Here is a 17,412-nt window from a genome sequence, read left to right on the forward strand (position 1 = left end):
CAAAGTCCTGCGACATTGCCCCCCTATAACCGGCAACTGAGAGTGGCGGGACGCCGGATGTCCTCCTCCCCCTTCAAGCCGGCGTCTCGTTGCTCTACTCAGACACCCTGGAGAGTAGAGAACATGAAAAAGACCCTGATCCTCGCCCTGGCCGCGACCGGTCTCACAATCGGTGGCGTTGCCGTTGCCCAGGACCGCCCCGAACGCGGTGCCGACATGACCCGCGCCGACGCCGAGGCCCGTGCCGCCGCGCATTTCGCCCGCATGGATGCCAACGATGATGGCGTGGTAGACGATGCGGACCGCGAAGCCCGCGCCCGCGCCCGCTTCGACCGGATGGATGCAAACGGCGACGGCTTGCTCAGTTTCGAAGAATCGCAGGCCGCACGTGATACCATGCGTGAACGCCGCGCCGAAGCTGGCGAACGCGAGGGCCGCCGAGGCCATCGCATGGGTCGCCGCGGTGGCGGAATGCGCGGCATGATGATGGCCCGCGCCGACGCTGACGGTGACGGCACGGTCAGCCAGGCCGAATTCACCAGCGCCGCCCTCGCCCGGTTCGACAGCGCCGATGCCAACAACGACGGCACCGTCACGGCGGAGGAACGCCGCGAACAGCGCAGCGAACGCCGCGCCCACCGTCGCCAGAACCGCGGATGAGCGACACGCCTGTAAAAGTGCTGCTGGTGGATGACGAAGCCAGCCTGCGTGAACCCCTGGCCGACTACCTGTCGCGCCAGGGGTTTGCCGTGCGCCAGGCCAGCGATGCAGCCAAGGCGCGTTCCGCCTTGCTGGAAGAGCTGCCCGACATCGTGTTGCTCGACATCATGATGCCTGGCGAAGATGGCATTTCGCTGTGCCGCCATCTGGTCGAGAGCCGCAATCTCCCGGTCATCTTCCTCACCGCCAAGGGCGAGTCCATGGACCGTATCGTCGGCCTCGAGATCGGCGCGGACGATTACGTCGTGAAACCGTTCGAACCGCGCGAACTGGTCGCCCGTATCCGCTCCGTCCTGCGCCGTGCGGGCAGGAACGGAACGCCCGCGAATGATGCCGAAGCGCATTACGAGTTCGAGGGCTGGCAGCTCGATCCCCTGAAGCGCCGCCTCACCGATCCGGAAGGCACCGTCGTGCCGATCTCGTCTGCCGAATTCCGGCTGCTGGTCGCCCTGCTCGACCATCCGCAGCAAGTCATGGACCGCGATCGCCTGCTCGACATGGTGCAGGGGCGCGAAGCGCACCTGTTCGACCGGGCGGTGGACAACCAGGTCAGCCGCCTGAGGCGCAAGGTGGAAGTCGACAGCCGTGACCCGAAGCTGATCCAGACCGTCTGGGGCGGCGGGTACATGCTGGCAGCCGAAGTGAAACGCTTCGTGCCCGAAGAAAGCTGAAAGGCACAACCGGGGTACGCATGATCCGTCGCATCCTTCCCAGGAGCCTGCTCGGGCAGATGCTGCTGTCGGTGGCACTGGCGTTGCTGGTGGCGCAGACCATTTCGGTCGTCCTGCGCTACCGGGCGGAAGAACGGCGCGTGGAAAATGGCCTTGTCAACGAACTGGCTTTCCAGCTGGTCGCCGATCCGCGAATCGAATACGCGCCGCGCGGCGATCAGAGGTCGCAACGCAGGGAACGTCGTCGCTTGCGGATAGAGCGGGCGCTGGAGTCCCCCCAGTTACAAGGCGAAAGCCGCAATCGCGAACGTGAGCGGGCGCTGCGCGGCGTGCTCGAAACCCAGGGTATCGCCGTGGGTGAGCTGGTCGTGATCTCACGCGAGGTTTCCCGGGACAGCTATATCATGGACGGCCTGCGCCGCGGCGGGCGCTTCCTGCGCAACCGTTGGGACCCCGGCGGGGAGCTGGTCGTGGCCGGCATGAAGCGGGAGGGCGAGGACCAGTGGCTGATCGCGCGCGCCCCGCGCCCCGAACGGCCTCGCAGCACGATGGTCGGGATCATCATGCAGACGCTGATCCTCTACCTCGTGATGGTCGGCGGCCTCTACCTGCTGCTGCGCCGGATCACCCGCCCGCTCGCCACGCTGACCCGCAGGGTGGAGCGCTTCGGCGGAGTGTCGGACGGTGCGCCGCCGATGGAACCGTCCGGCCCGGAAGACACCCGCCGACTGATCACCGCGCACAACGCCATGGAAGCCCGCATCGCGGGGCTGCTGGACGAGAAGGACGTGATGCTGGGGGCGATCGGGCACGACCTGAAGACGCCGCTCGCCGCGCTGCGCGTGCGCATCGAAAGCGTGGACGACGAAGCCGAGCGCGCGAAGATGGCCGCCACGATCGAAGACATCACCCGCTCGCTCGACGATATCCTCTCGCTCGCCCGCGTGGGGCGGCCAAGCGACCCGCTGGAGAAAACCGAACTCTCCGCCCTCGTCTCCTCGGTGGTGGAGGAATACGAGGACATGGGCGAGGACGTGGCCCTGGGTGACACCGAGCGCGTGGCTCTGCCGGTGCGCGCCACCTGGCTGCGCCGCGCCATTCGCAACCTCGTGGGCAATGCCCTGCGCTACGGCAATCATGCCCGTCTCAGCCTGATCAGGGACAACGGCCACGCCATCATCCGCATTGCCGATACCGGGCCGGGCATTCCCGAAGAACAGATCGCTCACATGACGGAGCCGTTCACGCGCGGCGAAACATCGCGCAGCCGGGAAACCGGCGGTGCGGGCCTCGGCCTGACCCTGGCCCGCGCGATTGCCGAACAGCACGGCGGCACGCTGGTATTGTCCAATGCGAAGGGCGAGGCCGGTGCCACCACCGGCCTGGTGGCCGAAATCAGGCTGCCGCTCTAGCGCATCAGTCCGCCAAGGATATTGCGGACGAAGGCATTGAGCCCCGTGCGCACCGGGTCCGCGCTGGATTTCTTGCCCAGTGCCGTCGCCACGGCAATCGAGGCCAGCGAACCCGTCGCCGCCTTCACCGCGCTCTTGCCGGCCTTTTCCCACATGGAGGTGGTCTTGCGCGGTTGCTTGCGCACTTCCTCCACGCCCTTCTCTTCCACTTCCTCCGCCGTCTTCGCGGCATCGAGTGTCTTTTGCGCCAGAACTTCCTCGGCGCTCTCGCGGTCGACGCGCTGGTCGTACTTGCCATCGTGCGGGCTGACCGACTGGATGATCGCGCGTTCCTTCGCGTTCACCGGGCCAAGGCGCGAACGCGGCGGCTTGATCAGCGTGCGCTGCACGATTGTGGGTGCGCCTTCCTCGTCCAGCGTGGAGACCAGCGCCTCACCAACGCGCAGCTGCGTGATCGCCTCGGCGACGTCGAGATCGGGATTGATGCGGAACGTCTCCGCCGCCGCCTTGATGGCGCGCTGGTCCTTCGGGGTGAAGGCGCGCAGGGCGTGCTGCACGCGGTTGCCCAGCTGGCCGGCCACTTCCTCCGGAATATCAATCGGGTTCTGCGTCACGAAGTAGACGCCGACGCCCTTCGAACGGATCAGCCGCACCACCCGCTCGATGGTGTCCTGCAAGGCATCGGGCGCATCGTCGAACAACAGGTGCGCCTCGTCGAAGAAGAACACCAGCCTGGGCTTTTCCGGGTCGCCCACCTCGGGCAGGCTCTCGAACAATTCGGCCAGCAGCCACAGCAGGAAGGTGGCGTAGAGCTTGGGACTGCGCATCAGTTCTTCCGCCGCCAGCACGTTCACCACGCCGCGTCCCTGGTCGTCCACGGTCAGGAAATCGTCGATCTCCAGCGCAGGCTCGCCGAAGAAATTGTCAGCCCCCTGCGATTCGAAACTGAGCAACTGGCGCTGGATCGCGCCGACCGACTGCTTGGATACGTTGCCGTAAGTGCCCGACAGTTCCTGCGCGTTGTCGTATGCCCAGGCGAGCATGGCGCGCAGGTCCTCGAAATCCAGCAGCAGCAGCTTGTTCTCGTCGGCGTAGCGGAACACGATCTGCAGCACGCCTTCCTGCGTCTCGTTGAGGTCCAGCAGGCGGGCGAGCAGCAGCGGACCCATTTCCGATACCGTGGTGCGGATCGGGTGGCCGTTCTTGCCGTAGAGGTCCCAGAACACCACCGGGTTATCCGAATAGGCATAATCGTCCATGCCCAGTTCCTTCGCCCGGCCTTCCAGCTTGTCGGCATGTTTGAACGTGGGCGATCCCGGCATGGCGATGCCCGACAGGTCACCTTTCACATCGGCCACGAACACCGGCACCCCGGCAGCGGAGAAACTCTCGGCCATGCCCTGCAACGTCACCGTCTTGCCCGTGCCGGTCGCGCCCGCGATCAGGCCGTGGCGGTTCGCGCGCGAAAGGTCCAGCGCCTGCCGGTTTCCATTAAGATCGTTACCGAGAAAAATGTCGGCCATTCTAGCCCCTAATACCTTGTTGCCGGATTCCGATGCGAACCCTAGAGCGGGCCTGATGGATGGCAAGTCCCCCTTTGTGCTGCTGGACGATGCGCGCGCCCATGGTGCGAGCGACGCGCATTGCTTCACCAACCCGTCGCAGGTTTTCGTGGCGCGGCGGGCAGACGACGTCGTGCGCGTGCTGGCGGAGGCCGACGCGGCGCGGCAGGAAAGCGGCAAGCATCTGGCGGGCTATATCGCCTACGAAGCGGGCCTTGCACTGGAAGATAGGCTGGTGCCGCTTGCGGCATCCCGCGCAGGGGCCGCCGGACCGCTGGTGTGGCTGGGCCTGTTCGACGATCCCGAAATCATCCCTGCTGCCGAGGTCGAGGGCTGGCTTGCCGCGAGGTGCAAGGGAGAGGCGAGCATCGGCCCGCTCGATCCGCAGGTCTCGACCGGCGCCTACCTCGACGCCTTCGACGCGCTGCAGGAAGCGATTCGCGCAGGCGATATCTACCAGGCCAATCTCACTTTCCCGCTGGCTGGCCCGGCCAAGGGCGACCCGCTGACGCTTTATGCCAAAATCCGCCCCACGGCGGCTGCCGGCTACGGGGGTCTCGTGTTCGACGGATCGGACTGGCTGCTCTCGTTCAGCCCCGAGCTGTTCTTTGCCCTTCGCGACGGCCACTCCAAGGTGAAGCCGATGAAAGGCACCCGCCCGCGCGGCGGCACCGAGGCCGAGGACGCGGCGCTGCGCGAGCAGCTCAGCCGGTCGGTGAAGGACAAGGCCGAGAACCTGATGATCGTCGACCTGATGCGCAACGACCTGAGCCGTGTGGCGCAGGCGGGCAGCGTGCGGGTGGAGCATCCCTTCAAGGTGGAGACATATCCCACGCTCCATACGATGACGACGACGGTGCTGGCGGACCTGAAGGAAGGCCGCACCGCGGTGGACGTGCTGCACGCCATCTTCCCCTGCGGCTCCATCACCGGTGCGCCCAAGATTCGCGCGATGGAACTGATCGACGAGGTGGAGCGCGATGCGCGCGGCCCCTATTGCGGCGGCATCGGGCGGATCGACGCCAGCGGCGATGCCGCATTCCACGTCGCCATCCGCACCATTCGCCTGACGCCGGGCGAGAACCAGCGGCACAAGGCCGTGCTGGGCGTGGGCGGCGCGATCGTCGCCGACAGCGACGGCATGGAGGAATGGCGCGAGTGCCTCGTAAAAGGCGCTTTCGTGCGCGGCGCGGCAGGCGGGCACGACCTGATCGAGACCATGCGCTTCGATCCGATGGCAGGCACGCCGCTGCTGGAAATGCACCTCGAACGCATGAAGGCGAGCGCCGCGGAACTGGGCTTTGCCTTCGACCGACACGAAACGCGCAACCGTATTCAGGCTTTGTGTTTCGAACTGGAGGAAGCGGCCAAGCTGAGGCTCGTGCTCTCGCGCTCGGGCGCGGTCACGCTGGAAGCGCACCCGCTGCCCGCTCCCCTGCCCGATCCCGCGCCCTGCGTGCTCCTGCCGCATCCCACGGTCGCGCATGACTGGCGGCTCCATCACAAGAGCAGCGACCGCAGCTTCTACGAGGCAGCGCTGGCGACCGCGATGAGCGTCGGCGCGGTGGAGGCCCTGCTGGTGCGCGACGGCATGGTGACGGAAGGCAGCTGGACCAACGTGTTTGTCGAGCGAGACGGCACGCTCGTCACCCCGCCGCTTTCCGCCGGACTGCTGCCGGGCGTGCTGCGCCGTTCGCTGATCGAGGACGGCAAGGCATGCGAAGGGGAAGTCGCGCTGGAAGACCTCGAGAAAGGCTTCTTCATCGGCAACGCCCTGCGCGGATTGATCCCCGCAACGCTGGAACTGCCATGAACGCGCAGCATCTCAGCCAGGCGCTTCAGCGGATCGAGGCATCGCCCACGACGGCGATGACCGACCGGGCGAGCGAACTTCGTGCAGAAGGCCGCGACATCATCTCGCTGAGCGTGGGAGAGCCGGATTTCGACACCCCGCCCCACGTCATCGAAGCCGCCAAGGACGCGCTCGATGCGGGCGACACGCGCTACACCCCCGTCACCGGCACCGCTCGCCTGAAGGAAGCCGCTGCGCTGCATTTCCGCCGCGATCTCGGGATTGCTGCCGAGGCGCGGGACGTGATCGTGACCGCAGGCGGCAAGCAGGCGATCTTCGAAGCGCTGGCTGCCACCGTCAGCCCCGGCGACGAGGTGATCGTACCTTCTCCGTGGTGGGTAAGCTATCCGCAAATGGTGCGCTTTTCAGGGGGCACCGTGGTGCCGCTGCGCACGTCGGCGGGCAATGGCTTCCGATTCCGCCCGAGCGAACTCGAGGCGCTGATTACCCCGCGCACCAACTGGCTCCTGCTCAATTCGCCCGGCAATCCGACCGGCGCGGTGTTTCCGAACGACATGCTGCGCGGCATCGGTGACGTGCTGCGCCGCCATCCGCAGGTGCTCGTGCTGAGCGACGACATCTACGCACCGCTGCGCTACTCCGACGAACCGCACGCGACCCTTGCCGCCCTTTGCCCGGACCTTTCCGACCGCATCATCACCATCTCCGGCGTTTCCAAGAGCCATGCGATGACGGGCTTTCGCATCGGAGTGGCCACGGGGCCGGACTGGCTGATCTCCGCGATGGGCAAGCTGCAAAGCAATTCCAGCGGCAATCCCGCCAGCATATCGCAGGCTGCCGCCGTCGCCGCGTTCGAGGGTCCACAGGATTTCCTCGGACGCTGGCGCGATGCCTTCCGCCGCCGCCGCGACATGGTGGTGGCCCGCATCAACGCCATTCCCGGCCTTTCCACACCCGTGCCCGACGGCGCGTTCTACTGCCTGGTCGATGCCGCCCCGCTGATGGAGCGGTTCGGCGGCGACGACGGCAAGCTCGCGATGCACCTTCTGGAGAACGGCGTGGCCACCGTCGCGGCTTCGGCGTTTGGCGGCAAGGACGGCTTCCGTATCAGCTTCGCCGCGGACGAGGCCGTGCTGGACACAGCGCTGGATCGCATCGAAAAGGCGCTTTCATGACAAAGATCGACATTCTCTTCGAAGACGGCGAGGCGCTCGTCATCGACAAGCCCGCCGGCTTGCCCATCGAGACACCGCGCAAGGGCGGCGCGAGCCTCGAGGACCATCTCGAGCAGCTGAAACTCGGCTTCCAGCGCGCGCCGCAGGCCGTGCACCGGCTCGATACCGATACCTCCGGCTGCCTGCTGCTGGCGCGCAACCCCAAGGCGCTGAAACGCTTCAACAAGGCGTTCGAGGAAAAGCTCGTCTCCAAGACCTACCTCGGTATCGTTGCCGGGCCGGTGGAGGACGAGGAAGGCACCATCGACCTCGCCCTTTCCAAGATCAGCAGCGAGGCGCGCGGCTGGCGCATGATCGTCGCGAAGAAGGGCAAGCCCTCCGTCACCCACTGGACCAAGCGTAAGGAGCTGGAAGGCGGATTGACGCTGGTGGAATTCCGCCCGGAAACGGGCCGCACCCACCAGATCCGCGTCCATGCCGAACACGCCTTCAAGCGCTCTTTGCTGGGCGATCCGGTCTACGGCAACAAGGATGCCCGCGTCTCGCGCACCATGCTCCACGCCAGCGCGCTGGTCGTGCCGCGCGAGGGCAAGCCCGACATCGTGGCCGAAGCGCCGCTGCCTGCCGATTTCGTGAAGCTGGGCGCCGGATAAAGGCCGGGCATGGGCAGGATACTCGACCGGGCGCACGAGATCGCGGAGGAGAGCTTCATCGCCGCCTCCGGCCCCGGCGGGCAGAACGTCAACAAGGTGGCGACTGCCGTGCAGTTGCGTTTCAACATCTATGCTCTCGGCCTGCCGCCGCGCGTGTTCCATCGGTTGAAGGATATTGCCGGCAACAAGCTCAGCCAGTCCGGCGACATCGTGATCGACGCGCGCAGCCACCGCACGCAGGACGCGAATCGTCGCGACGCGCGAGAGCGGATGGCGGCGATGATCGAGGAAGCGATCAAGGAGCCGAAGAAGCGCGCCAAGACCCGCGTGAACCGGCTGAACAAGAAGAAACGCCTCGCCAGCAAGAAGGCCCACGGCGAGAAGAAGGCGATGCGCGGCAAGATCGACCTTTAGGCCCGAACGGCTTTGCCCTGTCCTTCGGCTCGGGCGCTTACCAAGCTTGACTTTTCCCCGATTCTCTACCAATGGCACGCGCGATGGGCGGCGCCTGATGCGTCGCCCCAGTTATTTTCGGGCCAGACGCGCCCTTACCAGACTTTTTGAAGGCAAGACCATGGCGAAGCCCGCAACCATCAAGATCCGCCTGAACTCCAGCGCAGGCACCGGCCACTTCTACGTGACCAAGAAGAACCCGCGCAACCACACGGAAAAGTTCACCTTCCGCAAGTACGATCCGATTGCGAAGAAGCACGTCGAGTACAAGGAAGGCAAGATCAAGTAAGACGCCTTCGGGCACGCTTGGTCGGTTTTGCTGAACCCGGTTTTCCTGAATGGGGGGAACCTCAGGGGTTCACTGACGGTTCAATGCCTCACCTGTACCCAGAGGGTCCATAATTGGTGAGACTATGAACGCCTTGAAAAACATTTTCCGCACCCCCGCCATCGCCGCCGCTTTGGGCGCCATGGCGTTCGCCGTTCCGGCTACCCTATCGGTCGCCGCTGCTCCCGTCGCCGCCCAGGCTCAGTCGGACCAGTTGCAACGCACTGCCCGCGCGCTGCGCGGCATTTCCACGATGCGCGCCGACTTCACGCAGACCGATCGTGTCGGCAACGTGCTGTCGGGCGAGTTGACGCTGAAGAACCCCGGCAAGATCCGCTTCGAGTATTCGAATGACGTGAACATGCTGGTCGTTTCCAACGGCAGCGCGCTTTCGATCATCGATTACGAAGTGAGCCAGGTGGAGCGTTATCCCATCGGCGATTCGCCGCTGGGCGCGCTGCTGAACCCCGATCGCGACATCACGCGTTATGGCCGCGTGCAGGACGGCACGCGCAACGGTGTGGTCTCCATTGCGGTGAGCGATCCCAACCGTCCGGAATTTCCCACGATGACGTTGATCTTCGTCGAAAAGGCATCAGCCCCCGGCGGGCTGGAACTGAATAGCTGGGTGGCTCTCGATTCGCAGAACCAGCGCACCACCGTGCGCCTGCGCAACCATCGCTACGGCATGAGCGTTTCGGACAGCGAATTCCGTTTCCGTGACCCGCGCCGTTCGTCCCGCCGTCCGGGATAAACAGTCCGTAGGTGAACGGTTGTAAATTTGCGACAGATTACACGCGTCATTCATTGCCGTGACAGGGACTTCCCCCTACTTCTGAGTGCATAGAGACGCGGTGAGGCGGGTTTCCCCCCTGTTGCCCTGACCTCGAATAGAGCCGTATCTCTTGCGAAGCGTGACGAACGCTCGAAAAACGAACCCCCGTCGCATTATGCCCCCGCGACGGGGGTTTTTTTATCTGCTGCCCGCGACTAGGCAGCAGTCATGGTCAAGATCACCACCTGGAACATCAATTCGGTTCGCCTGCGCATGCCCATCGTGGAGCGCTACCTGAAGGAGCATGCGCCCGACGTGCTGTGCCTGCAGGAGATCAAGTGCCAGGAGCAGCAGTTCCCCTACAAGGCGTTTGCCGAGCTGGGCTACGAGCACACCGCCGTGCACGGGCAGAAGGGCTATCACGGCGTTGCCACGGTCAGCCGCATCCCCATGCAGGAATTCTCTCGTCATGATTGGCAGGACAACGGTGAGGCCCGGCACGTGGGCGTGGAATTTCCATCGCTCGACGGGCTGGTGCTGGAGAACGTCTACATCCCGGCAGGCGGCGATATTCCCGACCGGGAGAAGAACCTGAAATTCGGGCAGAAGCTCGACTTCCTCGAACGCATGACGCGCTGGGCCGAAAAGATCGACAGGCCCACGCTGCTGGTTGGCGATTTCAACATCGCGCCGCTGGAATGCGACGTCTACGATCACAAGGCGCTGCTCAAAGTCGTCAGCCACACGCCGCTGGAGGTCGAAACGCTCGGCTTGCTCCAAGGCGCGCACGAATGGGTCGATCTTGGCCGCAAGCATATCCCCGCGCCGGAGCGCAACTACTCGTGGTGGTCCTACCGTACCTACTGGCAGGGTAAGGATCGCGGGCGGCGGCTGGATCACATGTGGGCATCGCCCGATCTTGCCGCGCAAAGCGTTGCCCACTCCATTGCCGAGGACACGCGCGACTGGGAAAAGCCGAGCGACCACGTGCCGCTGATGACGGAGTTCGACCTCTGAGCGAGGCATCGCCTCCGTCGCCCGAACGGCGCGTTGCGCAAGCGGTGGATGCCCTGCGGCATGGCTGGCCGATCAGGGTTGGAGACGCTCCGGTGCTGCTGCCCGTCGAGACTGCGCTCGATCGAAGCTGCCGCTCCGACCACCTGCTGATATCCGCCGCCCGCGCGGAAACGCTGAAACTAACCAACCAGCGGCCCGCCGCCGATGGACACTCGCCCGTATTGATGCGCGCAGCCGATCCGCTCGATCTTCACGCCGCGCTGCCGGTGGCGGACCCGGCACTCGATCCGGTCAATCCGCTGAAAGGCCCGTTCCTTGCCGAACCACTGGAATGGATGACGGCGGCGAAGGTGGCGATGGAACTGGCGCGGATTGCAGGGGTGCTGCCTGCGTTTCTCGTCGATCCCGAACCGGCGGGTGAGCCCGCAACCCTGCATTCCGTAGACCTTGCCGCTTGGAAAGACCCCGCCAACCTCGTTATCGCCACCCGCGCGCACCTGCCCATTGCGCGCGAGGAACACGCCGAGATCGTCGTCTTCCGCTCTCCCGGAGACATGCGCGAACACGTGGCGCTGGTACTGGGAGCGCGTTCGACGAACACTACGCCGCTCGTCCGGCTGCATTCCGAATGCCTGACCGGCGACATCTTCGGCAGCCTCAAGTGCGATTGCGGCCCGCAGCTTGACCATGCGCTGGCGGCCATGTCCGCCGCGGCGAGCGAAGGCGGCTGGGGCGTGCTTCTCTACATGCGGCAGGAAGGGCGCGGGATCGGCCTCGTCAACAAGCTGCGCGCCTATCGCCTCCAGGACGAAGGTTTCGACACGCTGGAAGCCAATCGCCGCCTCGGCCTGCCGGAGGAAGCGCGCGATTTCCCGCTGGCAGCGCGGATGCTGGACCTGCTGGGCATCGGCGAGGTCCGCCTGATGACGAACAACCTCGAAAAGGTCGTCGCGCTGGAGGATGCCGGGGTCAAGGTGATCGAGCGCGTGCCGCACGAACTACCTTCTAACCCGCACAACACCCGCTATCTCGCCACCAAGCGCGACCGCGCCGGGCACCTGCTGACGTGAGCTGGACCGTCCGCGAAGAACGACCCGGAGACGAAGTCGCGATCCACGCCATGACACGGCGCGCTTTCGAAGGACACCCCTTTTCCGACGGCGACGAGGCAGACGTGATCGATCGCCTGCGCAAGGACGGCGACCTGCTACTGTCGCTGGTTGCGGAGGATGAGGGCACGATCATCGGCCAGGTTACTTATTCGACCGCACGGCTTTCCAACGGGGAGGATGGCTGGATGGTTATCGGTCCGATCTGCGTGGAGTCTGCCCGTCGAGGCAAAGGCATCGGCCGCGCGCTGATGGACGCAGGCGAACAGGCGATGAAGGCACGCGGCGCGAAGGGCATCACCGTGCTTGGCGATCCGCAGATTTTCGGGCGTTTCGGCTACGTCCAGCACACGCCGATGACACTCGCAGGCGAGCTGGGTGAATTCCTGCAGGTGAAGAGCTTCGGCGCGCCGATTCCCGCCGCCACGCTGACCTACGCGCCCGCCTTCGGCTGAACCCATCGCCCCAGCGCCTCGCCCATGCGAACGCTATCGCCGGCACTGAACTGCTCCAGCCATTCGACGCGCCCCGCCTCGAACAGAAGGACGACGGTGGAGCCGAGGAAGAAGCGGCCCATTTCGTCTCCGGCCACAAAGTCGTGCTCGCCGTCGGCAAAGGTGCGATGGCGAGGCTGCGGAGCGTGTGCGGCTTCTCGACCGCCCCACACGGTCTCGATACCGGCCACGATCATCGCGCCGACCATGACGCTGGCAAAGCAACCGCGCGGCCCGTCGAACAACGCGGCCAGCCGCTCGTTGCGGGCAAACAGGTCGTCTACGTTCTCCGCCGTTACCTGGTTCACGCTGAACAGGTCGCCCGGAACGTAGATGGTGCCCAGCAGCTCTCCGGCAGCGGGCATGTGGCCGCGGTGATAGTCTTTCGGGCTGAGGTAGATGGTGGCGAATGCTCCGCCTTCGAACCGCCGGGCCAGCTCCGGGTCGCCGCCCAGCAGCTGTGTCGCGGTGAATTCGCGCCCCTTGGCCTGGAAGATACGGCCCTCCGTGATGCGCCCGATCTGGCTGATTGCGCCATCGGCGGGGGAGAGGACATATTCCTCGGCATCGGCCAGCGGGCGCGCGCCGGGTTTCAGTTCGCGGGTGAAGAAGTCGTTGAAGCTGGCATAGGCCTCGGCCGGACGCGCAGCTTCGGTCATGTCGACGTCGTATGCGTCGATGAAGCGGCGGATGAGGCGGTCCTTCAGCCAAGGTGTCTCGCTGCCTGCGAACTTGCCTGCGAGGCGGGAGATACCGTGGTGCGGCAGCGCGTGCTGCATCCAGATGAACGGATTTGCCATCAGCGAAGCTGGCTATCCTTGGAGCCGCGCCGGTTAAGGGTCGAGTGGCGCACCGCGCTGTCCTTGCCCGACTGGCATTCCACGCAGGTGCGCACGCCGGGCACGGCCTCGCGGCGCTTTTCGGGGATGTCCTCGCCGCAGATGTCGCAATACTCGGCGCTTTCGCCCTTGGGAATGCGCGAGCGCGCGGCAGCGACAGCGTCGCTTACTGTATCGTCGATCTGGTCCTGCACCGCGCCATCGCGCGACCATCCGCCTGCCATTGGAAATCTCCTGCTTTCTCAGCCAATGGCCTAGCAGGGTCACACGTTCCCGCAAAAGGCCCGCTTTCGCAAAGCCTCAGCGGATGACTTCGTAGGGTGTCAAACGACGGTCGAGCGTGTTCTCGCCCACGCCGCCCATGTCGCCCGACCAGTCGGCGACAAAGATCGAATTGCGATCGACCCCGCTGGCGAAGCGCGCATCGTTGCCGACGACGGACAGGCCGGAACTGTCGTGCGTGCGACCCTCTGCGGCGACGGCGATGAAGGCGGCGTAGTTTTCCTTGTCCTGCCCCTGCACGAACCAGTTGTTGGTGATCTGCCCGCTGGCCCCGCCTGGCAGGTCGATCATGTAATTGGTGCCGCGCCCGGCGGAATCGTCGAAGCTGGAGGAAGCGATATCGACGCGGACGGCGCGGGCCTTCACGTAGTGCCCGCCGCGCCCCTGCTCGAACCGGCTGCGCGTTATGCGCACGTGGCCGTATTCGCCAGTGTAGATCGAATGCGCGCAGCCGCCCGAACCCTCGCAAGTGCCGAGGCGAGTAAAGGTGCTGCGGTCGATCACCAACTGCCCGGTGGGATCGTTGTGCGTCAGGATGCCCTGCTGGCTGTCGCGGAACCAGCTTTCGGCAACGGTCAGGTTGCCCTGCTCCAACCGTATGCCCGACCCGTTGAAATCGGGCACGCGCATGTTCTGGAACACGATGCCCGAAACTTCAGCGCTGCGTCCGCGCAGCACAAGCGCGGCCTTGCCCTCGCAGGTCACGCCGTCGAACACGGCCGAACCCGCCTGCGCCGAGAGGTAGGAGACGGAGCCCGCCGTCTGCACGGCGCACTGTTCGTAGCGGCCGGGCGCAATGGAGATGGAGCCGCGCGCGTCGCCGATGGCGTCGACCGCGTCCTGCAGCCGATCGTAGCCGCGCCCGGTCTCGACCACTGTGAACGGCGCCTGCCGTTCCTGCGCGAACAGGGTGGCCAGCGGAATGGCGGCCACGGCAAGGGCGGCAATGGCCGCGATCACGCCTGTTGGCAAGCGGCGCGGGGCAAAGCGGGAATCCTGCGAGATCATGGGTGCAGACTAGCGCGCAATGGTTAACGCCCTGCCCCGTTTCACGCGTCCTTCGGTGGCCTTCCCCGGCGCGGCCCGGCCGTTTTCGGCACCTCGATCCCGCGCCGTTTCAGGGCCTCGCGCAGCAGCACCTCGATCTCGGCATTCACCGAACGCAGTTCGCCCGCGGCAAGGCGCTCCACAACGTCGTGGAGCGCCGGGTCGAGCCGCAGGGCAAATGCTTTCTTCTGTGCCTTGGCCATTGGTCTTTACTGGTAGAGCGAGCCCGCATTGACGACCGGGTTCACGTCCCGCTCGCCGCAAAGCACCACCATCAGGTTGGACACCATCGCAGCGCGGCGCTCGTCATCGAGGTGGACGATCTCGTCGGCTGAAAGCTTTTCCAAGGCCATTTCCACCATGCTGACTGCGCCCATCACCAGCTTGGCGCGGGCGGCGATCACCGCCTCGGCCTGCTGGCGGCGCAGCATGGCTCCGGCGATCTCGCTGGCATAGGCAAGGTGGGTAAGACCCGCCTCGTCCACCACGATTCCGGCGACAGCGAGCCGTTCGTTGAGTTCGGCCTGCAATTCGGAATTTACGACATCGGGGCTGCCGCGCAGCGTCGTCTCGTTCTCTTCGAAATCGTCGTAGGGATGGCGCGCCCCCACCGTGCGCAGGCCCGCCTCGATCTGGATGTTCACGAACTGGTCGTAATCGTCCACGTCGAACACCGCCTGCGCCGTATCGCGCACGCGCCACACCACGTTGCAGGCAATATCGATGGGATTGCCGCGCAGGTCGTTTATCTTGATCCGCTCGGAATGGATATTGTGCGCGCGCACGCTGATCTTCTGCTTGCCCATCCACGGCCAGACCCAGCGCAGGCCCTCGGTCCGGTCGGTGCCGCGATATTCGCCGAACAGCGTGATGACTGCGCCCTGGTTCGGCTGGATCATGTAAAACCCGATCCACGACAACAGGCCAACCAGCGCGACAAGGATGCCAGTAATCAGCATCACTGGGGCTCCGCCCGCCTTGGCAACCGATACGCCCGCGAGAAATAACCAGACGCCTCCCGCCGTCAGCACCAAGGCAACCAGTAGCATGACATAACCGTTGTAGCCGCTGGCCGGGACTTCCCGGCTGCGCGCCATGGGAATGTGTTGTTCACTCATCGGAACCCTCCTGTCTGATATAATTATGATATCACTTTTATATCAAATTACAGGTTTGAGGAAGCAAAATCGGTCAGGCGCCTCAGTACTCGGCAATCGCCTTCAGAAATGGCTCGCCATAGGCCTCCAGTTTCTTTGCGCCCACGCCGGGAATCTGCGACATTTCCGCAAGGTTCACCGGCCTGTCCGTTGCCATCGCGCGAAGGGCGGCGTCGTGAAACACCACGTAAGGCGGAACGCCTGCTTGCGCCGCCAGGTCGCGGCGCAGATTGCGCAGGGCATCGAACAGCGGATCGCCAACAGGATTGGGTGTGGAGCCGCCGCCACGCCCTCGCCCACTTCGTCCGCGCTGGCGCTCCGGCGGCTTGGCCATCACCACGGCGGCCTCGCCTGTCAGGATATCGCGCGCGTCGCCTGCCAGCGCGAGGCCGCCGTGCTCGGTCTGCACCAGACTGCCGCGCGCCTGGAGCGTGCGGGATACGGGCTGGAGGAGCACCGCGTCCTCGCCCTCCACGATCCCGAACACCGACAGGCTCTCGTGCCCCTTTTGCACCACGCGGTCGTCGGCAACGCCGGTCAGCACCTTCTGCAAATGGCCGAAGCCGAAGCTTTGCCCGGTGCGATAGACGGCGGAGAGAAGCTTGCGGGCCAGCTGCGTGACGTCGATCACCTTGGGCGGATCCAGGCAGTTGTCGCAATTGCCGCAAGTCTGCGGCGGATCCTCGCCAAAATGACGCAGCAGCACGGCGCGGCGGCAACCGGCAGTCTCGACAAGACCTGCCAGCGCGTCGAGCCGCTGCCGCTCGCCGTGCTGGCGCGCCTCGTCCACCTCGGCCACGCGCATCCGGGCCTGCGCGAAATCGCCCGCGCCCCACAGCATCAGCGCCACGGACGGATCACCGTCGCGGCCCGCGCGGCCCGTTTCCTGGTAGTAGGCCTCGATCGACTTGGGGGTTGCCGCGTGGGCGACGAAGCGCACGTCGGGCTTATCGATGCCCATGCCAAAGGCAATGGTCGCCACCATCACCATGTCCTCGCTGGCGACGAACTTCGCCTGGTTCTCCGCGCGAACCTCTGGCGGCAGGCCTGCGTGATAGGGCAGCACCGGGCGCCCCGTGTCCTTCGCCAGTTGCTCGGCCAGCTGCTCCACCTTGCGGCGGGTGGGTGCATAGACGATGCCCGGCCCCGGATTGTCCGCGCACAGCCGCGCCAGTTGCCGGGGCAGCGATTCGCGCGGGCGAATGGCGTAGCGGATGTTGGGCCTGTCGAACCCGGCGACGATCAGGCCGTCCTCGGGGATGCCGAGCTGGGCGAGGATATCGGCCCGCGTGTGGGCGTCCGCCGTGGCCGTCAGCGCAAGGCGCGGCACATCGGGGAAGGCATCCATCAGCGGGCGAAGCTGGCGATAGTCCGGGCGGAAATCGTGACCCCATTCCGAAACGCAATGCGCCTCGTCCACGGCGAACAGGGCGAGCCGCGCAGAGGTCAGCAAGTCCCTAAAGCCCGGCTGGCTGGCGCGTTCCGGCGCAACGTAGAGCAGGTCCAGCTCGCCTGCGCGAAACGCGTCCAGCGTCTCGCGCCAATCGGCATCGGCGCTGGTGAGCGTCGCGGCCCGGATGCCGTTGGCCCGCGCGCTGCGCAACTGGTCGTGCATCAGGGCGATCAGTGGGGATATCACCACGCAGGTGCCGTCCAGCATCGTCGCGGGAAGCTGGTAGGTGAGCGACTTGCCAGCGCCCGTCGGCATTACCGCCAGCGTGCTCTGCCGCGCCAGCACGCGCTCTACGACGTCGGCCTGCCGCCCGCGGAAGTCGGCATAGCCATAAAGGCGACGCAATTCCTCGCGCGCCCGGTCAAGATCCAGCGTGTCGATCACGGCCCCCCATGTGACAGGTCGCCGCCCCCGCGCCTACCGTCGCAACAGGCATTTCCACGTGGACGTTG

The 17,412-nt window shown here is 65.6% G+C and carries 19 protein-coding genes; 12 read left to right on the forward strand and 7 right to left on the reverse strand.

Features of this window, described 5'->3' with window-relative positions; translation table 11 throughout:
• The first annotated feature begins 123 nt into the window (after positions 1 to 123).
• The 3 genes from ABFX23_RS09965 to ABFX23_RS09975 are packed head-to-tail and all read left to right on the forward strand — an operon-like array spanning position 124 to position 2,803.
• Positions 124 to 660 carry an EF-hand domain-containing protein gene (locus ABFX23_RS09965; protein WP_346032911.1) on the forward strand — a complete coding sequence of 179 codons (537 nt, stop codon included), beginning with the start codon at positions 124 to 126 and terminating at the stop codon, positions 658 to 660.
• Positions 657 to 1,391, forward strand: a complete 735-nt coding sequence (locus ABFX23_RS09970) for a response regulator (protein WP_346032912.1) — start codon at positions 657 to 659, stop codon at positions 1,389 to 1,391. Before ABFX23_RS09965 ends, ABFX23_RS09970 begins: the two co-directional genes overlap by 4 nt.
• A 20-nt stretch (positions 1,392 to 1,411) precedes the next feature.
• Positions 1,412 to 2,803: a sensor histidine kinase gene (locus ABFX23_RS09975; protein WP_346032913.1), complete on the forward strand. Its 1,392-nt coding sequence runs from the start codon at positions 1,412 to 1,414 to the stop codon at positions 2,801 to 2,803.
• On the opposite strand, the gene ABFX23_RS09980 is transcribed toward ABFX23_RS09975, so the two are convergent.
• On the reverse strand, positions 2,800 to 4,326 hold the full coding sequence (locus ABFX23_RS09980; RefSeq protein WP_346032914.1) for a helicase HerA-like domain-containing protein: 1,527 nt from the start codon (positions 4,324 to 4,326) through the stop codon (positions 2,800 to 2,802). The genes ABFX23_RS09975 and ABFX23_RS09980 overlap by 4 nt on opposite strands.
• 55 nt (positions 4,327 to 4,381) lie before the next feature.
• Between ABFX23_RS09980 and pabB the strand changes: the two genes are divergently transcribed.
• The 9 genes from pabB (at position 4,382) to ABFX23_RS10025 (ending at position 12,143) form a co-directional block, all read left to right on the forward strand.
• Positions 4,382 to 6,178 carry an aminodeoxychorismate synthase component I gene (gene pabB / locus ABFX23_RS09985; RefSeq protein ID WP_346032915.1) on the forward strand — a complete coding sequence of 599 codons (1,797 nt, stop codon included), beginning with the start codon at positions 4,382 to 4,384 and terminating at the stop codon, positions 6,176 to 6,178.
• Positions 6,175 to 7,353 carry a pyridoxal phosphate-dependent aminotransferase gene (locus ABFX23_RS09990; RefSeq protein ID WP_346032916.1) on the forward strand — a complete coding sequence of 393 codons (1,179 nt, stop codon included), beginning with the start codon at positions 6,175 to 6,177 and terminating at the stop codon, positions 7,351 to 7,353. The genes pabB and ABFX23_RS09990 overlap by 4 nt, the downstream gene beginning before the upstream one ends.
• On the forward strand, positions 7,350 to 8,006 hold the full coding sequence (locus ABFX23_RS09995) for an RluA family pseudouridine synthase (RefSeq protein WP_346032917.1): 657 nt from the start codon (positions 7,350 to 7,352) through the stop codon (positions 8,004 to 8,006). Before ABFX23_RS09990 ends, ABFX23_RS09995 begins: the two co-directional genes overlap by 4 nt.
• Positions 8,007 to 8,015: 9 nt before the next feature.
• Positions 8,016 to 8,420, forward strand: coding sequence for an alternative ribosome rescue aminoacyl-tRNA hydrolase ArfB (gene arfB / locus ABFX23_RS10000; RefSeq protein ID WP_346032918.1), 405 nt, complete (start codon positions 8,016 to 8,018; stop codon positions 8,418 to 8,420).
• A gap of 160 nt (positions 8,421 to 8,580) precedes the next feature.
• Positions 8,581 to 8,748 carry a 50S ribosomal protein L33 gene (gene rpmG, locus ABFX23_RS10005; protein ID WP_120077387.1) on the forward strand — a complete coding sequence of 56 codons (168 nt, stop codon included), beginning with the start codon at positions 8,581 to 8,583 and terminating at the stop codon, positions 8,746 to 8,748.
• Positions 8,749 to 8,872: 124 nt separating this feature from the next.
• The gene (locus tag ABFX23_RS10010; protein ID WP_346032919.1) at positions 8,873 to 9,541 is read left to right on the forward strand and encodes a LolA family protein; all 669 of its coding nucleotides are present in this window, start codon (positions 8,873 to 8,875) and stop codon (positions 9,539 to 9,541) included.
• Positions 9,542 to 9,790: 249 nt separating this feature from the next.
• Entirely contained in the window at positions 9,791 to 10,579 is a 789-nt protein-coding gene (gene xth, locus ABFX23_RS10015; RefSeq protein WP_346032920.1) for an exodeoxyribonuclease III, read from the forward strand.
• Positions 10,580 to 10,623: 44 nt separating this feature from the next.
• Entirely contained in the window at positions 10,624 to 11,649 is a 1,026-nt protein-coding gene (gene ribA, locus ABFX23_RS10020) for a GTP cyclohydrolase II (RefSeq protein ID WP_346032921.1), read from the forward strand.
• A complete protein-coding gene (locus tag ABFX23_RS10025; RefSeq protein WP_346032922.1) occupies positions 11,646 to 12,143 on the forward strand; it encodes a GNAT family N-acetyltransferase in 498 nt (165 codons plus the stop codon). Before ribA ends, ABFX23_RS10025 begins: the two co-directional genes overlap by 4 nt.
• On the opposite strand, the gene asd is transcribed toward ABFX23_RS10025, so the two are convergent.
• The 6 genes from asd to recQ form a co-directional block, all read right to left on the reverse strand.
• Positions 12,122 to 12,982 carry an archaetidylserine decarboxylase gene (gene asd, locus ABFX23_RS10030; RefSeq protein ID WP_346032923.1) on the reverse strand — a complete coding sequence of 287 codons (861 nt, stop codon included), beginning with the start codon at positions 12,980 to 12,982 and terminating at the stop codon, positions 12,122 to 12,124. The two genes, ABFX23_RS10025 and asd, sit on opposite strands and share 22 nt — an antisense overlap.
• Complete coding sequence (locus ABFX23_RS10035) at positions 12,982 to 13,245, reverse strand: DksA/TraR family C4-type zinc finger protein (protein ID WP_346032924.1); 264 nt, start codon at positions 13,243 to 13,245, stop codon at positions 12,982 to 12,984. The genes asd and ABFX23_RS10035 overlap by 1 nt, the downstream gene beginning before the upstream one ends.
• 76 nt (positions 13,246 to 13,321) lie before the next feature.
• On the reverse strand, positions 13,322 to 14,311 hold the full coding sequence (locus ABFX23_RS10040) for a right-handed parallel beta-helix repeat-containing protein (RefSeq protein WP_346032925.1): 990 nt from the start codon (positions 14,309 to 14,311) through the stop codon (positions 13,322 to 13,324).
• Positions 14,312 to 14,352: 41 nt separating this feature from the next.
• Entirely contained in the window at positions 14,353 to 14,553 is a 201-nt protein-coding gene (locus ABFX23_RS10045; RefSeq protein WP_346032926.1) for a type II toxin-antitoxin system antitoxin, read from the reverse strand.
• A 6-nt stretch (positions 14,554 to 14,559) separates the two neighbouring features.
• Positions 14,560 to 15,468, reverse strand: a complete 909-nt coding sequence (locus ABFX23_RS10050) for an SPFH domain-containing protein (RefSeq protein WP_346032927.1) — start codon at positions 15,466 to 15,468, stop codon at positions 14,560 to 14,562.
• Between the two features lie 82 nt (positions 15,469 to 15,550).
• Positions 15,551 to 17,344, reverse strand: coding sequence for a DNA helicase RecQ (gene recQ, locus ABFX23_RS10055; RefSeq protein ID WP_346032928.1), 1,794 nt, complete (start codon positions 17,342 to 17,344; stop codon positions 15,551 to 15,553).
• Between the last annotated feature and the right edge of the window lie 68 nt (positions 17,345 to 17,412).

Source organism: Erythrobacter westpacificensis, assembly GCF_039542285.1.
Taxonomy (GTDB): domain Bacteria; phylum Pseudomonadota; class Alphaproteobacteria; order Sphingomonadales; family Sphingomonadaceae; genus Alteraurantiacibacter; species Alteraurantiacibacter westpacificensis.